The organism is Halorubrum sp. SP9, from assembly GCF_005435015.1.
Classification (GTDB): Archaea; Halobacteriota; Halobacteria; order Halobacteriales; family Haloferacaceae; genus Halorubrum; species Halorubrum sodomense.
On sequence record NZ_SGXU01000006.1, the window covers coordinates 62604 to 78862 of the forward strand.

17 protein-coding genes, 1 tRNA gene and 1 pseudogene are annotated in these 16259 nt (G+C 69.1%); 9 read left to right on the forward strand and 10 right to left on the reverse strand.

The window, feature by feature from the left end; all coding sequences use genetic code 11:
* Positions 1-66 precede the first annotated feature (66 nt).
* Together EXE45_RS05340 and EXE45_RS05345 are read right to left on the reverse strand one after the other, a co-directional pair.
* Complete coding sequence (locus tag EXE45_RS05340; RefSeq protein WP_241989425.1) at positions 67-1431, reverse strand: MFS transporter; 1365 nt, start codon at positions 1429-1431, stop codon at positions 67-69.
* A 91-nt stretch (positions 1432-1522) separates the two neighbouring features.
* Positions 1523-2209 carry a DsbA family protein gene (locus tag EXE45_RS05345; protein ID WP_092921531.1) on the reverse strand — a complete coding sequence of 229 codons (687 nt, stop codon included), beginning with the start codon at positions 2207-2209 and terminating at the stop codon, positions 1523-1525.
* 131 nt (positions 2210-2340) lie between these two features.
* Between EXE45_RS05345 and EXE45_RS05350 the strand changes: the two genes are divergently transcribed.
* A complete protein-coding gene (locus tag EXE45_RS05350) occupies positions 2341-2703 on the forward strand; it encodes a DUF5779 family protein (RefSeq protein WP_092921529.1) in 363 nt (120 codons plus the stop codon).
* A 36-nt stretch (positions 2704-2739) separates the two neighbouring features.
* Here EXE45_RS05350 and EXE45_RS05355 read toward each other — a convergent pair whose 3' ends face one another.
* On the reverse strand, positions 2740-4356 hold the full coding sequence (locus EXE45_RS05355; protein ID WP_137693740.1) for a long-chain-fatty-acid--CoA ligase: 1617 nt from the start codon (positions 4354-4356) through the stop codon (positions 2740-2742).
* A gap of 99 nt (positions 4357-4455) precedes the next feature.
* Here EXE45_RS05355 and EXE45_RS05360 point away from each other — a divergent pair, with 99 nt between their 5' ends.
* From EXE45_RS05360 to EXE45_RS05375, 4 genes are all read left to right on the forward strand, one after another.
* Complete coding sequence (locus EXE45_RS05360; RefSeq protein ID WP_137693741.1) at positions 4456-4695, forward strand: hypothetical protein; 240 nt, start codon at positions 4456-4458, stop codon at positions 4693-4695.
* Between the two features lie 106 nt (positions 4696-4801).
* A tRNA-Met gene (locus EXE45_RS05365) sits at positions 4802-4876 on the forward strand.
* A 121-nt stretch (positions 4877-4997) separates the two neighbouring features.
* Entirely contained in the window at positions 4998-5609 is a 612-nt protein-coding gene (locus tag EXE45_RS05370) for a translation initiation factor IF-2 subunit beta (protein ID WP_092921523.1), read from the forward strand.
* Between the two features lie 72 nt (positions 5610-5681).
* A complete protein-coding gene (locus tag EXE45_RS05375; protein ID WP_137693742.1) occupies positions 5682-6857 on the forward strand; it encodes a Xaa-Pro peptidase family protein in 1176 nt (391 codons plus the stop codon).
* A 24-nt stretch (positions 6858-6881) separates the two neighbouring features.
* Here the strand turns inward: EXE45_RS05375 and EXE45_RS20345 are convergent, their stop codons facing one another.
* The 3 genes from EXE45_RS20345 to EXE45_RS05385 form a co-directional block, all read right to left on the reverse strand.
* The gene (locus tag EXE45_RS20345) at positions 6882-7034 is read right to left on the reverse strand and encodes a hypothetical protein (RefSeq protein WP_167603381.1); all 153 of its coding nucleotides are present in this window, start codon (positions 7032-7034) and stop codon (positions 6882-6884) included.
* A gap of 87 nt (positions 7035-7121) precedes the next feature.
* Positions 7122-9503 carry an ATP-dependent DNA helicase gene (locus EXE45_RS05380; protein ID WP_137693743.1) on the reverse strand — a complete coding sequence of 794 codons (2382 nt, stop codon included), beginning with the start codon at positions 9501-9503 and terminating at the stop codon, positions 7122-7124.
* A gap of 127 nt (positions 9504-9630) precedes the next feature.
* Complete coding sequence (locus EXE45_RS05385; protein ID WP_092921517.1) at positions 9631-10287, reverse strand: HAD family hydrolase; 657 nt, start codon at positions 10285-10287, stop codon at positions 9631-9633.
* Between the two features lie 137 nt (positions 10288-10424).
* Here EXE45_RS05385 and EXE45_RS05390 point away from each other — a divergent pair, with 137 nt between their 5' ends.
* Positions 10425-10874: a TIGR00725 family protein gene (locus tag EXE45_RS05390; protein WP_137693744.1), complete on the forward strand. Its 450-nt coding sequence runs from the start codon at positions 10425-10427 to the stop codon at positions 10872-10874.
* 20 nt (positions 10875-10894) lie between these two features.
* On the opposite strand, the gene EXE45_RS05395 is transcribed toward EXE45_RS05390, so the two are convergent.
* Positions 10895-12049 (reverse strand): cobalamin-independent methionine synthase II family protein, encoded by a 1155-nt coding sequence (locus tag EXE45_RS05395; protein WP_137693745.1) that lies wholly within the window; start codon positions 12047-12049, stop codon positions 10895-10897.
* Between the two features lie 118 nt (positions 12050-12167).
* Here EXE45_RS05395 and EXE45_RS05400 point away from each other — a divergent pair, with 118 nt between their 5' ends.
* The 3 genes and pseudogenes from EXE45_RS05400 to EXE45_RS20355 all read left to right on the forward strand — a co-directional run.
* A complete protein-coding gene (locus EXE45_RS05400; protein WP_092921511.1) occupies positions 12168-12368 on the forward strand; it encodes a hypothetical protein in 201 nt (66 codons plus the stop codon).
* The gene (locus tag EXE45_RS05405) at positions 12365-12580 is read left to right on the forward strand and encodes a hypothetical protein (protein WP_092921509.1); all 216 of its coding nucleotides are present in this window, start codon (positions 12365-12367) and stop codon (positions 12578-12580) included. The genes EXE45_RS05400 and EXE45_RS05405 overlap by 4 nt, the downstream gene beginning before the upstream one ends.
* Before the next feature lie 527 nt (positions 12581-13107).
* Positions 13108-13398, forward strand: a pseudogene (locus tag EXE45_RS20355) (zinc ribbon domain-containing protein); the annotation flags it as partial.
* 64 nt (positions 13399-13462) lie between these two features.
* Here the strand turns inward: EXE45_RS20355 and EXE45_RS05415 are convergent.
* The 3 genes from EXE45_RS05415 to dph2 all read right to left on the reverse strand — a co-directional run bounded on the left by EXE45_RS05415 (position 13463) and on the right by dph2 (position 16255).
* Positions 13463-14356: a S1C family serine protease gene (locus tag EXE45_RS05415; protein ID WP_241989426.1), complete on the reverse strand. Its 894-nt coding sequence runs from the start codon at positions 14354-14356 to the stop codon at positions 13463-13465.
* Positions 14357-14613: 257 nt separating this feature from the next.
* Positions 14614-15132 (reverse strand): SHOCT domain-containing protein, encoded by a 519-nt coding sequence (locus EXE45_RS05420; protein ID WP_137693748.1) that lies wholly within the window; start codon positions 15130-15132, stop codon positions 14614-14616.
* Between the two features lie 79 nt (positions 15133-15211).
* Complete coding sequence (gene dph2 / locus EXE45_RS05425) at positions 15212-16255, reverse strand: diphthamide biosynthesis enzyme Dph2 (RefSeq protein ID WP_092921501.1); 1044 nt, start codon at positions 16253-16255, stop codon at positions 15212-15214.
* Positions 16256-16259: the final 4 nt, after the last annotated feature.

Here is a 16259-nt window from a genome sequence, read left to right on the forward strand (position 1 = left end):
ACGCGCCGATTAAAAGGACTCGCCTCGGGGCGGGGGGAAGGCGCGCTACCGTCGCCCGCCGATCGCTCATCCCCTCGCGCCGAGCCGGCCGAGCACCCCCGTGCCGGGCGAGATGGACCGGACCGCCGGCAGGAGCGCGATCGCGATGGCCAGCTCCAGCCCGCCGACCGCGAGGAACGCCGGCGTGTAGCCGAACGCGTCCGTGGCGCTCCCGCCGATGAGGAAGCCGGTCAGGAAGCCGAGCGAGCCGAACACGTTGAAGAGGCCCATCGCCGCGCCGCGGACCTCCGGCTCGACGAGGTCGGTGACGAGCGCCATCGTCGCCGGCGCCATCAGCGCGCCGCAGACCCCCACCAACACCATCAGCCCGGCCGCGACCGGGTACGCCGGCGCGACGCCGACGCCGATGGTGACGACGCCGTAGGCGAGGGAGCCCGCGACCACGGGGAGGAAGCGGCCGATCCGGTCCGAGAGCGCGCCGAACGGCGACTGGAGCAGCGCGAACGGGACGAAAAAGAGGGCGAGGGTCGCGCCCGCACCGGCCGCCGACAGCCCGAACGTCGCCGGGTCCTGGAAGTAGTAGACGCCGACCAGCGCGAAGAAGCCCGCCGTCAGCCGGTCGACGAAGCCGAACGCGAGCGGGACGAGGAGCCCCGGCGTCGTCCGGGCGCGGGCGAGCACGTCGCGGAAGCCGACGCCGTCGGTCGCCCCGGGATCGGCTCCCGATTCCGTCGAGGGCGTCGCCGCCCGGTCGTCGACGGTCGCCGCGAGCAGCCCCGCGGCGGCCAGCACGACCGCGCCGGCGTACACCGGGTACAGCGCGCCGAGGGCCGCGAGGGATCCGCCGACGACCGAGCCGACCGCGGCGCCGAGCCCGATCGCGAGCCCCGCGGCCCCCATGTTGCGGCCGTTACCGCCGCGCAGGTCCATCAGCAGCGTGATCGAGAGCGAGAACGCGCCGATGGTGAGCGCGCCGCCGACGACCCTGACCAGGAGCGCGGCTTCGAAACCGAGGCCGAACCCCGGCAGCGACGCGAGCGCGACGTACGAGCCCGCGCCGCCGAGCACGCCGGCGACGATCAGGGGGATCCGGCGCCCGAGCGCGTCCGAGAGCGCGCCCCAGACGACCGCGAACGTCACGAACGCGCCGAACTCGGCGACGAGGAACCACATGCCGGCGTCGATGCCGGCGGGCGCGCCGAGCGCGACGACGAGGTCGGGCACGCCGGGGTAGAGGAGGACCTGCGAGATCAGCACCGCGAGCACGACCGCGCCGAGCCGGCGGCGCGCGGCGGCGTCGGGGTCGGGGTCTCCACCCGCGTCGGCGTCCGCGGTCGCGTCGGGCGCCTCGACGTCGACCGGATCGGCGACGGCCACCGGGCGGTCGCCGCCGGAGGCGTCGGTTTCGGTGGAGCGGTCGGCGTCGCTCATCTACTTATAAAACGCGCCGAACGGGCAAAAGATCGACGCTCCGGGACGATCCACCCGGGCCCGCGCCGGTCGCGACCACGTTCGCCGCGTCTCAGAGCTCGGATTCGATCGCCGCCGCGATCGTCTCGGCGCCGTAGCCGCCCTCGACGGGGCTCCCGTTCACGAAGATGGTCGGCGTCCCCTGAACGCCCATCGACAGGCCCTCGGACTTGTCGTCCGCCGACGCCTCCCCGTACGCCGCGTACCGCGCGTCCGACATCGCCGCGCAGGGGTCCGCGCCTGCGGCCTCCGCGGCGGCACCGATCGCCTCGCCGCTGTAGCTCCCCTGCGACTCGTAGGCGGCCGTGGCGAACTCGAAGAACGCCTCGTCGCCGTTGCGGGCGCCGACGCCGCGGGCCGCGCTGGCGACCGGGACCGCCCAGCGCTCGTTGACCGGGAGCGGGAAGTCCCAGTGTTCGTACCGGATCGCGCCGGGGTCGATGTACTCCGCGCGGATCGTCGGGAAGTGATTGAGCTTGTAGCTCGCGCAGTGCCCGCAGGTGAAGTCCTCGAACGCCCGAACGACCACGTCCGACTCGGGGTCACCGAGGGTCGGCCGGTAGTCGAGCTCCGGGTCCGACGGCTCCGTCAGGTCGCAGTCGTACTCGCCGGTGTCGAGCTCGACGCCGCTCAGGTCCAGGTTGGTTCCGCTTCCGCCTCCCCCGCCGAGACAGCCGGCGACGCCGACGACGCCGACCGTCGCTCCGGCCGCGAGCAGGGACCGCCGCGTGCGTTCCATGTCCGGCGATCGGTCGGGAACGCACTTAACCGCACCGTGAACCGACGACCGGATCGACGGAGGCGCCGACCGGCGCGCCGGCGACGGCGTCGCTCCCGAACCCTTTTGCCGCCGCCCGTCGACCCCCTCGTATGAGCGACTGGGACCTCGACCTGCGGGACGCCGAGGCGAAGATGGACGAGGCGTTCGCGTCGGCCGGCGACGTCGTTCTCGGCGTCTTGGACGGCACGACCGACCCGGAGGAGTGGGTCCGCAGCGTCGACTACGGGAACACGCTGGTGCTGTCGATCGAGGGCGACCTCAACGAGCTCGCCGCCCCCTTCGCGCGCGACGTGAAGGACATGGACGGCGAGCTGATACACTTCCGCGGCTTCCTCGTGGTGACGCCGCCGGGGGTCAGCATCGACACGGACCGCCTGAGCGACGCCGGCAGCGAAGGGAACGAGGGCGTCGAGGCGGACGACGCAGCCGAAACCGACGACGGCGAGGCCTGACCGGTTCCGAACGCGCCGCGACGGCGCGAAGCGCCGCTACCCCTCGCCGACCATCCGCTCCTCCTCGTCCCACTCGCGCTCGCGCAGCTCGTACTTCTGGATCTTCCCGGTGGCGGTCGTCGGGAGCTCCGCGACGAACTCCACCTCGCCGGGCGTCTTGTAGTCCGCGACGCGGCCGCGGACGAACGTCTTCAGCTCCTCGGGCGTCGCGCCCGCGTCGTCCGGGTCGCCGCTCTCGGGGACGACGAACGCCTTCGGCGTCTCGCCCCAGCGCTCGTCGGGGGCGGGGATGACCGCGGCGTCGGAGACGGCGTCGTGTTCGAAGAGGGTGTCCTCCAGTTCGATCGAGGAGATGTTCTCCCCGCCGGAGATGATGATGTCCTTCTTGCGGTCCTGGATCGAGACGAACCCGTCCTCGTCGACGACGGCCAGGTCGCCCATGTGGTAGTACCCCGCTAACCGCTCCGAGAACGCCTGTTCGGTGGCCTCCGGCTTGTTCCAGTAGCGGTCCATCACCTGGTTGCCGCGGACGACGATCTCGCCGATCGTCTCGCCGTCGGCGGCCACGTCCTCGCCGGTCTCGTCGACGACGCGCACGTCCGTGCCGAGGTAGCCGATCCCCTGCGTCTTCTTCACCGCGAAGCGGTCGTCCGCGCCCGCCTCGTAGTGGCGCTTCGCGTCGGAGGTGGTGATCAGCGGCCCCGTCTCGGTCGCGCCGTACACGTGTTTGAGGTCCCAGCCGAACTCTTCTTCGACGGTGCGGATCGTCGCCTCCGGCGGCGCCGCACCCGCGGTGGCGACCCGCACGTCGTTGTCGCCGGTCGTTTCGCCCCCGTGTTCGGCGTAGTGATCGCCGAGCATGTTGAGGACGGTCGGCGCCGCACAGAAGTACGACACGTCCTCGCCGCGGATCCTGTCGAACGTCTCCGCGACGTCGACCCCGCGGGTACAGACGTGCCGGGCCCCCGCCCCCGTGATCGCGTAGATGTGTCCCCACCCGTTGACGTGGAACATCGGCAGCGTCCAGAGGTACACGTCGTCGTCGGTGATCTCCTGGTGGATCGAGATCAGGTACGCGTGGAGCGTCTCGGCGCGGTGGGTCCGGCAGACGCCCTTCGGGTCGCCCGTCGTCCCGGAGGTGTAGTTGATCGTGATAACCTCGTCCTCGTCCATCTCCGGGCGCTCGTAGGCGTCTGGGTCCGCGTCGTCGAGCGCGGCGTCGAACGACTCCCAGTCGCCCGCGACCGCGTCCGCGTCGTTCGTGAGGAACGTCTCGGTCGGCACCTCGTCGCGGATCGCCTCGACGTTCGGGGCGTACTCGGCGTCGGCGTAGATGGCGTCGACGCCCGCGTCCGAGAGCATGTACGAGAAGTCGTCCGGCGTGAGCCGGTAGTTCAGCGGCGTGTGAACCGCACCGAGCTGCATCGCGCCGTAGGCGGCCTCCAGGTGGTAATGCGTGTTCGGGTCCAGCACCGCGACCCGGTCGCCCTTCTCGATCCCGCGCTCCTGAAGCGCGGCCGAGAAGCGGTCCGCGCGCTCACCGAGCTCCGCGTACGTGTATCGCGTCCCGTCGACGGCGAGGACGGCCTCCTCGTCGGCGTAGTGACGCCGCGCCCGGTCCAGAAAGTCCGTCGTCAACAGCGGCTTGTACATCGTCTATCACTATCGATGATGGGTAAAATCGTTTGCGGCCGACGCAAGGGAGGGGCTGTCGCGGGACCCTTTTGCCGGTCGCCCGCGGAGGAGGTAGAAATGAGCGACGAGTCCGGCGGGTCGGCGTTCGACGAGGGGTACGTGATTCCGATCGCGGGGCTGGTGGCGTTCGCCTTCGCGCTGATAGCGGGGTTGACCGCACAGCGGGCGCTCTCGGGCGATCCCGCCGACGTCGCCGTGACCGTCGGCTTCGGTGCCATCGCCGTCCTCGCGCTTCGGATCCGGCTCAAGGCTGTCGCGGCGCGGTCGGGAGGCGACGAGGGCGCCAGCGGGGAGTGATTCGAACGTCGGCACGGGAGACCGCGACCGCCGCCGACGCGTGGACGAATCGCATACCGGCGGCGGGATCAGAACCCTTAACAGTCGCACGCGATTGTGCTACGATAGCGGGATGGGATAGCCAGGAGATTCCGCCGGGCTCATAACCCGGAGATCGGTAGTTCAAATCTACCTCCCGCTATTTTCTTTCGAAGGCGACCAACATCCGGCCGACTGCTACCTTCCTAACACGGTCTCCGCCTTCCAGAGCCGCCGCCACCGAACCCGGAAGCGATTTCCGTCGCGCTGTCGTTCCCTCGCGTATGGATTACGAATCGAGCCTCGACCGCGCGATGGATGAGGTACCGGATCTGGGCGGCTCCGACGAGCGACTGTCGGTGCCCGACCCAGAGTGGCAGAAAGACGGGGCGTTCACCCGTCTGACGAACCTCTCCGCGATCGCCGACGCGCTGAGCCGCGATCCCGAACACGTCCACTCGAAGATCCAACAGGAGCTCGGTACCGCGGGCCAGTACGAGGACGGCCGCGCGCGCTACAGCGGGAACTTCCGCGAGCGCGACTTCCAGGCCGCGATCGACTCGTACATCGAGTCGTTCGTCACCTGCTCGGAGTGCGGCCTCCCCGACACCCGGCTGGAGACCGAGAACCGGACGCCGATGCTCCGCTGTGAGGCGTGCGGGGCGTTCCGCCCGGTGGCGAAGCAGAACACCTCGAACACCCAGCGGCAGGAGGAGGCCGTCGAGTCGGGCACCACGTACGAGCTCGAAATCGTCGGCACCGGCCGCAAGGGCGACGGCGTCGCCGAGCGCGGCGAGTACACCATCTTCGTTCCCGGCGCACAGGAGGGGGAGACCGTGACCGCCTACATCAAGAACGTCTCCGGCAACCTCGCGTTCGCCCGCCGCGAGGACTGAGTCGAGACGGGCGAAACGCCTCCGGCGTTCCGCTACCCGACCGTTTATCCCCGCGTTCGCGTATCCTGAGCCATGGCCACGCGACTCCCCGAGTCGGCCTTCGCGGACCGGCTCGCAGCGGTCCGGGACCGACTCGCAGACACGGACGCCGACGCCGCGACGTGGGTCGGCGCGACGGCGATAGAGTACCTCACCGGCTTCCACCACATCCAGACGGAGCGCCCGGTCGTACTTGCGGTCACCGCCGACCGCGTCGAGATAACCGTCCCGCGGTTGGAGGTCGAACGCGTCTCTTCGAACCCGCGGATCGACGCCGTCCGCGACTACTTCGATTACCCCGGCGGCGAGCCGGTCTCGGTCGCCGTCGAGATGCTGAACGGCCTCGGCGCCGACGCGATCGCCGCCGACGCCGACGGGCCGCCGGGCGTGATGGGGTACGAAGGGCCCGCGTTCTCCGAGTTCCTCGACGTCGAGACGCAGTCGTGGGTCGACCGGATGCGCTGGGCGAAGTCCGACGCGGAGGTAGACCTGATCCGCGAGTCGGCCAAGTGGGCCAACCTCGGGCACCGCTACCTCGCCGATTTCTCCGAGCCGGGCGCGCACCCGGCGACCGTCTCGCAGCGCGCGTCGACCGAGGCCTCCCGCGCCATGCTCGACGCGCTCGGTGACGCCTACAGCGTCCGCGTCCGCGGCGACGGGCCGGTCCACGCGGGCTACATCTCCGGCGAGGAGACCGCGCTCCCCCACGGACACACCCCGAACGAGCGGCTCTCTGAGGGCGACGTGCTGGTCACCGGTGCGAGCGCGAACGTCGACGGCTACCGCTCGGAGTTAGAGCGGACGATGTTCGTCGGCGACTACTCCGACGAGCAGGCGCACTACTTCGAGCTCATGCTGGAGGCGCAGACGCTCGCCATTGACGCCCTCGGCCCGGGCGTTCCGGTCGACGAGGTCGACGCGGTCGTCTGGGAGTACTTCGAGGAGCAGGGGGTGACCGACCTCGCGCAACACCACGTCGGCCACAACATCGGTCTCGGCGCCCACGAGCCGCCGTACATCGACCGCGGCTGGGGCGAGCGCTACGACGGCGACGACGCCGTGATGGCGCCTGGCCACGTGTACACCATCGAGCCCGGGATCTACACCGACGAGTACGGCTACCGCCACTCCGACACGGTGGCGATCACCGAGTCGGGGACGGAGCGGCTCACCAACTTCCCGCGCGACATCGAGTCGAACGTCGTCTGAGCGGGTCGCACGGAACCGCCCGCTTCACGCGATCCGGTCGACGGCGACGCGGTGCCCGGTCTCGTCGACGTGGGTGCGCCGGACCGCGTCCGCGTCGGCCTCGGCGTCGTACAGGCGTTCAAGCGGGCACTCACGGCAGACGAGGTGGTACCGTTCGGTCCGGTGGACGGGGGACATACCACAGATACCCCCCCGTGACGACATAGTTACGAGCGGCCTACCGGCGGATAACGAGACGTTATCGCTCGGGACGGCGCGCCCGCGTCACTCGCTCGCCGCCGGCGTCGTCGACTCGAACCGGTCGAGCGCGACCTCCAGCATGTCCGGGCTCACGGGCTGGTACTCCTCGCGCTCGTGTTCGGGCAGGTACTCTCGAACGCCGTTCCACGAGTCGCGCGCGTAACGGGCGTCGAGCAGCACGCGGACGCCGCGCTCGTCCGGACCGCGGATGACGCGACCGACGGCCTGGCGGGCCTTCCGCACGGCGGGGACGGTGAGCGCCGTCTCGAAGCCCGACTCGAACCGGCGGTCGTAGGCGGTGATCACCGCCCGCGTCTGGGGCCGCGCCGTGTTGATGATCGGGACGCCGCAGACGACGGCCGCCGAGAGCCGGTCGCCCCGGTAGTCGACGCCCTCCGTGAGGGTTCCGCGGAGACTCGTCACCAGCACCTTCCCGTCGCCGGCGAAGAAGTCGTCCTTCAGCGACTCCGTCTCGCGGTCGCCCGATGACTCGTCCAAGAGGACCGGCTTCTGGAGGCGCTCCGAGAGCGCCTCGGCCATCCACGTCGCCTCCGCGTAGCTCGGGGTCCCCACGAGGACGTTCCCCTCGCGGCGCGCGACCGCCGCCGTCGCGTCGAGGTGCGCGAGCCGCGTCGGGTTCTCCTCGCCCGGCGCGCCGCGGTTCTGGTGGGTGAACTTCGGCGCGTCGACCGCGAGGCTCGCGCGGTTCTCGGCGGGGAACGAGAGGCCGTAGGTCCGCTCGACGACCGGGCGCCCGCGCTCGGCGAGGTGGTCGAGCCCGGTCACCTCCCGGAACAGGTCCATCGGCTCCAGCGTCGCGCTCATGAGGACGCCGCCGCCGAACTCCGCGAGGCGATCGCCGATCGGCTCGCTCGGGAGGCAGTTGTGGAGCGCGAGGCGCGCGTTGTACGCCCGCCGCCACGAGTCCGGCGGCTCGGTCTCGTCGAAGGTGCGTTCGAGCTCGATCGCCCGGAAGAAGTCGGTGTGCCCCTCGCGGTACCAGGCGTTGAGCGTCCGGCCGACGCCCGGCGCCGCGCGCTGCTTGTCCTCGTCCTCCAGCGAGTCGAGGACGCGCTTGACGACCGCCCCGACCTGCTCGGCGCGCGCCCAGACGCGCTCGCCGTACCCCTCGCGGTCGGCCCACGCGGTGATCTCGTCTTCGCCGGGCTCCTCGGGGTCGCGGAGCGGGATCTCGTCGTCGTCGAGTTCCCGCATCGACGCCCGCCAGTCCGGGCGTTCGCGGTCGAGGTGGGCGGTCACGCGCCGGTCGAGCTCCTCGCGGAGGTCGGCGTAGAACTCGCGGACGGCCTCGATCTCCTCGATCGTCACGTCCGCGTCCTCGAGTTCGCCGCGGACGAGGGCGGCGTCGTCGGACTCCGCGCCCGCGCTCTCGAACGAGAGCGGCTGGACGACGCGGGTGAGCTCGTTCTCGGCGTCGCGGAGGCTCGCGTCCGCGACCGCGTCGCTCACGAGGTCGCGCACGCGCGGTTCGAGCATGTGCGCCTCGTCGCAGACGACGAACGTCGAGTCGTCTAAGAGCGCGCCGGTGAACGTCCCCGTCGTCACGGGGTCGAACGCGTGGTAGTAGTTGCCGATGACGACCTCGACCTCCGGCACGAGCGCGCCCATGATCGAGTGGGGACAGGAGCCGTGGCCGGCGGCGAGCCGGACGAGCTCGTCGGCGTCGACGTGGCCGAGTTCGGTGACGTCGAACGGGACCGCCTCCGCGGGGTCGCCGTCGTCCGGGAGGTCGTCGAGGAAGCCGGCGTAAAAGGGGCAGAACTCCACGTCGTCGTACTCCTCGGTGTCGGGGCGGTACGGGGTCGGCTCGCCGTCGACGGAGAGGTAGTCGGCGGCGCCGGACCCGTCAGCGCCGTTCTCCGACCCGGCGCCCGTGGCGGCGCCCGAGTCCATCAGGCCGACCTGCTGGCTCCGCGCCTCGCTCACGAGGTTCGAGGTCGTCGTCGCCCCGCCGTCCCCGACGAGGTTCCGGGTTCGCTCGCGGAGCCCCTCGCAGCGTTCGTACACGTTCTCGCGGTCGATCCCGCCCCGGTTCTCCCGGGCGTACGGACAGACATCCGCCTTGCCGACGAGGGTGAGCCCGGAGACGGGGTCGTAGTCGCCCGGGAGGTCGTCGTTTATCGTCCGCAGGTCCGTCTCGAACTGGCGCAGCTGCTGTTTGACGCTGGTGAGGACGAAGACGCGCTCGAAGTCGGACTCCGGATCGCGGACGCGGTCGAGCCCGGCGGTGAGCGCGAGCATCGTCTTTCCCGTCCCGCAGGCGCCCTCGAGCGCGAGGAAGCCGCCGTCCGCGGCGGCGTCGACGGCGGCGTCGATACCGTCGGCCTGCTCCGGGTAGGGTTCGGGATGGCCGAAGAGGTCGGCCCACGGGGGCGAGTCGGTCACGAGGGCGAGTTACGCCCCATCCGATTTAAACGCTTCATCGGGCGACCGCGGACCGAGCAGGCGCACCCCGGCGGGCGTCGCAGACGCGTCGCTGGTGAAACGCGAGTCACGGGGGAGCGCGGCGGCCTCACTCCACGATGTCGTGGAGGTCGGAGAGCCGCTCTATCTCCCAGGTGGGCCAGACGTTCAGCTCCCAGTCGCGGCGGTGGGGGCGGCGGATGAACGCCGAGTCGATCCCGGCGTTCTCGGCCGCGCGGACGTCGGACTCGTTGTCCCCGACGAATAAGGCGTTCCCCGCACCGAGGTCGCCGAGCGCCTGCTCGATGTAGTGCGGGTTCGGCTTGCGAAGCTGGAGCGAGTGAATCGTCGGTTCGCGGCCGTACGCGGCGCCCATGCGGTCGAAGCCGTCGAAGTGGTCGACGAGGAAGTCGACGGTCGCCTGCTGGTTCGACGAGACGATCCCCATCTGGACGTCGAGGTCCTGGAGCTCGTCGAGGTCGTCGTACGGGGTCTTGCGCCCCTCGCGGGCCTCCTGCTGTTGGGCCCGCGACACCACGTCGTCGCGCGTGCGCCAGAACGACCCCGGGTCGAGGTCGTACGTCTGACAGACCGTGCCGACGCTACCCGGGGTCGCACCGATGGTCATCTGCTCTACGTCGTCCGGATCGGGCTCCTCGACGCCGCACTCCTCGAACGCGTTCCGGGTCGCGTCCCGGAGCACGTCGAAGCGCGTGCGGCCCACGAGGACACCGTCGTTGTCGAACACGACGGTATCGTACGTCATAGCCCTCGTTCGCGGCGAGCAGGGATAAGGGTTTCAGTGACGGTCTCAGCGACGAGAATCGACGCGAGGCGGTCCGCTCCCGTCGGTCAGGCGGTACGGTCGGTCGGTTTTACCGTCGGCGCGCCGTGAGGCGAGCCATGCGCGTCAGCGTCATCGGCGGGAGTTCGATCGGTCCGGAGACGGCGGCGGTCGCGGAGGCGCTCGGCGAACGGCTCGCGGAGCGCGGCCACGCCGTCGTCTGCGGCGGCCTGGGCGGCGTCATGGAAGCGGTCTGTCGCGGCGCCCGCGCGGCCGGCGGCGAGACGATCGGGATCCTGCCGACCGACCGCCGCGGGGACGCGAACCCGCACGTCACGACCCCGATCGCGACGGGGATGGGCCACGCGCGCAACGCGCTCGTCGTCATGAACGGCGACGCCGTCGTGGCGGTCGACGGCGCGAGTGGCACGCTCTCGGAGATCGGTCTCGCGCTCGCGCAGGGGCGCCCGGTCGCGGGGCTCGACACCCACGACGTCGACGGCGTGGAGCCGGCGGCGTCGCCGGCGGAGGCGGTCGAGTACGTCGAGCGGGTCGTCGACCGGGACTGACCGGACGGGCGCGCGTCGGCTCAGGCGAGCCGGTCGTTCGCGATCTCGGCGCCCTCGACGAGCGCCTCCAGCTTCGCCCACGCGATCTCCGGATCGACCATCGCGAGGCCGGCCTGGGTACCGAAGCCGCAGTCGGGCGCGGCGACGAGGGGGGTCCCGTCGTCGACCGCGTCCGCGACGCGCTCTAAGCGGTCCGCGATCGTCTCGGGATGGTCGACGATGTTCGTCTTCACGTCGACGACGCCGGGGATGAGCGTCCAGCCGTCCGGAACGGGATGCTCGTCGAACGCGCGGTACTCGTGTTGGTGGCGCGGGTTCGCCTGCTCGACGCTGAGTCCGGTGATGTCGGCCTCGTAGATCAGCGGCAGCATCTCCGCGAGGTCGGTGTCGAGGTGGTGGGGGCCCTCGTAGCTCCCCCAGCACGTGTGGAGCCGGACCTGCTCGGCGGGCACGTCCGCGAGCGCCTCGTTGAGCGCCTCGACGTGGAGCCGGGTCGCGTCCTTCGCGGCTTCCAGCGGCTCGTCCGCGTACGCCGCGGTGTGACCGACCGTCAGCAGTTCCGGGGCGTCGATCTGGAGGGTGAGCCCGGCGTCCGCGACGAGTTCGTACTCCGTCTTCATCGCCTCGGCGACCGCGAACAGGAACTCGTCGTACCCGTCGTAGTGGTCGTTGACGTGCGTGGCGGTGACGACGCTCGGGGACGCCGCGGTCATGAACGCGTCGTCGACGTCGCGGTCCGCGGCCGCGAGCGCGTCGGTGAGCCCGTCAATCTCCGCCTGCGCCTCCTCGCGACCGGTGTACTCGACCGCCTCGGTGACGACCGGGTGCATCGAGAGGTCGATCACGTCGGTCTTGAACGTCTCCTCGGCGTAGGAGGGGAACTCCTGAAGGTCCGCCCACAGCTCCGTCTCCCGCTCGCCGCCGATGCCGCTGAGCCGGTCCGCGACGTACCAGTTGAACGAGACGCGAGACTGCTCGCCGTTGTTGATCGAATCGAGGCCGGTCTCGACCTGGCGGTCGACGACGTCGCGGGTCGCGGCCGCGACGGTGTCCGCCCACTCGTCGGGGTCGACCGTCTCGCCGTCCTGACGGCGGGTGAGCAGGTCGAGCAGTTCCGGCGGTCGCGGCAGGCTACCGATGTGCGTGGTCGAGACGCGGGCGTCGTTCGTCGTCATCGATCGACCGGAGGGGACGCGTCCCCAAAAGAGCGGAGGATCCGGGGGGGCCGGGCCCCGACGACCCGTAATTAGATGTAATTAAGATTTATCAGTCCGGAGCCTGACGGATCGGTCAATGAGCGAGTACACGACGATCTCGCTGCGGAAGGAGTTCGTCGCGGACGTGGAGGCGTACATCGAAGACGAGCCGTTCGGCTCCGTCAAGGAGTTCGTGAAACACGTCGTCGTCCAGGAGATGGAGGCCGACGACGGGATCTCGGAGACCGAGGCCAAGCAGATCGCACGGAAGCTTCGAGACCTGGGGTACATGGAATGAGCGGGCGGCACCGAGCGGCTCGGCCGGCCGGTCTCGACGGGGTCGACCGCGCCGACCTCATCCTGCTCGCGATCCCGCTCGCGTTCTGTGCCGTGTACGCGGTCGGGTCGCTCCTCGCCCGAGACTATACGCTACCCGTGACGGGCGCGTCGATCGCGGCCGCAGTCCTCGTGGCCGACGGGCTCTTTTGGCACCCTCCGGGCGAGGCGTGACGACCGTTCCGTATCGAGACCGGAGCCGAAAAGCAGCTCCGTGAATCGCTCCGATTCAGACTGATGTTCGTCTGAGATCACGAGGTCTCGAGCGACCGTCGCCGGACGGACTGGCTCCGCAATGATTCGGGCCGGTCGTGCCGGTTACGAAAGTACAAGGAGAAGGCCCCGCCCTTCACAGTAGTTGCCGAACCTGACTGAGGCTCTTGATGCTGGGCTGTGTTGTTCAACAAATGGTCCAGACAACTGAGGCGAAACAGGTTCGCCGTGCTGCGTCGACGGTGCTGTTTCCAGAACTCGAATTCGGCGTAAAATCGTGTGGGAAGTACACGAGAGAGGATTTCTTGGAAATCCTCTCTCGGATTGCTTTTGATCAGGAGTTCGCAAATACGGGTGGGAAAACGCTCCAACTTGATCGTGACGAGCACGTCGATATCACCGCTACGGCTCGAAATCCACTCGCTAAATCGCTGCTGTATCACTTGCGCAATCTCTCTACAGACGCCATCATCGACCAGTTCGATGGCGACCCGAGAGGGACGACCAAGGAGTGTGCGTCCTGCGGCGTCTCGACGGAGAAGCCGTTGTGGGTCCGTGAACACTCCTGTCCCGCCTGCGGGTTTGAGGCGGACAGGGACGCGAACGCGGCGTGGAACATTCTTTCTCGCGGCCTCGAAGACGTAGGAGTGGGATACTCCGAATCAACGCCTGTGGAGACTGCGCTCCCTACGGACACCGGTTCGGTGTCTGTAAAGCGCGTCGTGGAAACAGGAAGCCCTACCCTCAAGGAGCGAACGGCGTCAGCCGTGAGCGAGTAGGGTAGGGTAGTTCACTACGGAACGAGATTTGATTCGGCAACTACTGTGAAGGGCGGGAAGGATGTCAACGAAGCGGTGACTGTGACTGTTCGGGGCGCGAGACGAGCGTGAGTTCGATCGTCTGCTCCGTCCCATCGCGAAGGACCGTCACTTCGAGCGTGTCACCCGGCCGGGTCCGTAGTGCCAGGTAGCTCGCTAGGTCCTCGAAGGAACGCATCGGTTCCCCGCCGATCGCAAGGATAACGTCTCCGCCGACGGGAACGCGGACTCCGTTCACGAACTCGATGTCGCTCGGTCGGAGCACACCGTCGGCCGGCCCGCCACGAACCGTCTGGACGACTAGCAGTCCGCGAGGTTCGCTCATCCCGTTCGCTTCCGCGACCGCCGGCGTGACGTTCTGTAGCGACACGCCCATGTACGCGTGTTCGTATTCGCCCGTCTCGATGAGTTCGGGAACGACGCGTCGGGTGAGCGCAGCCGAGATGCCGAACGCGATGTTGTCCCCACGCTTGGAGTTTACGACACCGATAATGCGCCCGTCAAGTGACATCAGCGGTCCGCCGCTGTTCCCGGGGTTCACGGCAGCGTCCGTCTGAATCGCGTCCGGAATCTGGTACCCTGCCGGTGACGGGATCAGCCGGTCGAGACCGCTGACGATGCCGGACGTGACGGTTCCGTCCAAGTTATACGGATTCCCGATGGCGACGACCTCCTGACCGATGACCGGGCTGGTTCGCACGAACGACAGCGGCTCCGTCGACTCCGGCACCTCGTCGACGGAGATGACGGCGAGATCGCTGTGGAAATCGGTTCCCAGTACCGTCCCGTCACTCCACGGTCCGTCGTGGAACCGGAGCTGTGCCTCCGACGCGGTGCCGGCGACGTGCGCGTTCGTGACGACGTGTGAGTCGTCGTATAGAAATCCGGTCCCCTGTCCCCGCCCCGTATCGACCAGCACGACCGACGGGATCGTCTCGCGATAGACTCGAGTGTACTCGCTGCCCTCGGTTTGCGACGTGGTGTTCGGTCGTCGGTTCTCCGGCTGGGATGGCTCTGTGCCGGACGACGAGACGTTGCTACAGCCCGCAAGCGCTGCCGTGAGCGTGACGCTCCCGGCTTTCAGAAACCGACGGCGGGTGGAGGTCTCTTCGGGCATCTTCGGTTTTCAGTCGGGCTTCGAGTCCCGTAGGTTTTGTGCCCACGCGAACGACGTATTTACGGCGCGTTCAGCGAGCGCCGTCTCCGACTTCGACCGTCGAGTCGCCGGAGGCTCGTGAACGCTCCTCGCCGGGCGTCCATCAGCCGTGCGAGCCGGCGCTCGAACTCCGCCTCGCTCAGCTCTCCTGAGACGTACTCCTCTTCGAGCTCCTGTCTCCGCTCCTCGGTCGTCGGCGCAACCCGTTCGGATACGTCGAATGTCCCGAGGGCCGGGTACCGTCGTTCGAGCCACTGGGCGGCTGACGCGAGTCGGTCGTCTCGCGGGATAGAGGCAGTTCGGAGGATCGACGCCGCGGTCGCAACGAGAAAGAGGCCCGCGAACAGACCGAGGACGATAACGGCGATCACCCATTCGGCCGCGGCGCTGAGCATTGCGACGAGGAGGAACTCCTCGGTTGCCGGGATACCCCCGGACAGTGCTGACAGCCCCTCGAACAGTTCGATCAACCCGGCGCCGACCATCAGGATACCCGTCACCACAAACCCGCTGAAACGGAGCCGGTGTCGGGAGACCATGGTTCGAGTCTACGCTCACGCGGGATTACATCCACGGACCGCTGTTACGACTCGGAAAGGGACGCTTTCCGCTTTCGGCCTACCAGGTGTCGTGGAACGTGTCGAACTCGATCGAGTCGAGCGGCTTCTCGCCGATTGCGGCCTCGTACTCGCCGGGCGTCAGCATGGGCTTGTGGAACCGGGGGCCGTCGTCGGTCGTGATCCGGGGACAGCCGGTGTTGACGAACGCGTCCATGTCGAAGTTGCGCAGGCGGTCCGGCGTCACCTCGTCCATCGTGATCAGGTAGGCGTTCTCGTTGTTGTCGACGATCTCTTGGGCCGTCTCCCAGCGGCCCTGGCCGATCTTCGTACAGAAGATGACGCCCCACTTCTCGGCGTCCATCGCCTTGTGGACCGCGGCGTAGCGCTGCTTGAGGAACTGGTCGTGCTCCGCGACCGACACCGCGTTGTTGACCGGGTCCGCGATGACGACGCGCTTGTCGGGGTGTTCCATCGCCAGCCCGACCGGGTGGAACTTCCCGCCGCCGACGTACAGCACCTGCTCGGCGTCGATGTCCGCGGAGGCGTAGTTACAGCCGAGCACCTGCCCCTCCTTCGTGAGGCGGTCGTCGCCCCGGCGGGTGTGGACCTCGTAGCCGCGCTCCTCTAACCAGTCGGTCATCTCCTCGAACCGGTTCATGTGCTGGGCCGTCGTGACGAGCCCCACGTCGGGGTCCTCCTCGGGCGCGGTCAGCTCCTCCTCGAGCGCGTCCTCCATGATCGGGAAGGGGTCGACGTTCGAGAACAGGGGAACGTAGACGATGCTGTCGGACTCCTTCATCGGCGTGTGGCCGAAGTGGACGAACACGTCGGTCCGGCGCATCAGGTACGTGTCGAGGTCGCAGGCGCCGTAGCAGGGCTGCCCGGACAGCATGAAGGTGACGTCGTCGGGCGCGACCTCCCGGAGGTCGTCGGCGACCTTCGGGCCGCGGCGCTTGAGCCCCTCGGGGAACTGGAGACCGACCTTCGAGGCGTCGCGCTCCTCGATGGCCTCGAGGATTCGGTCGAGTTCGTAGTCCCACTCGCGGTCGTGCTTCAGGGCCATCCCCGTCTTCGTGAGGTCGCCCTCCGTGGAGCCGCTCATATCG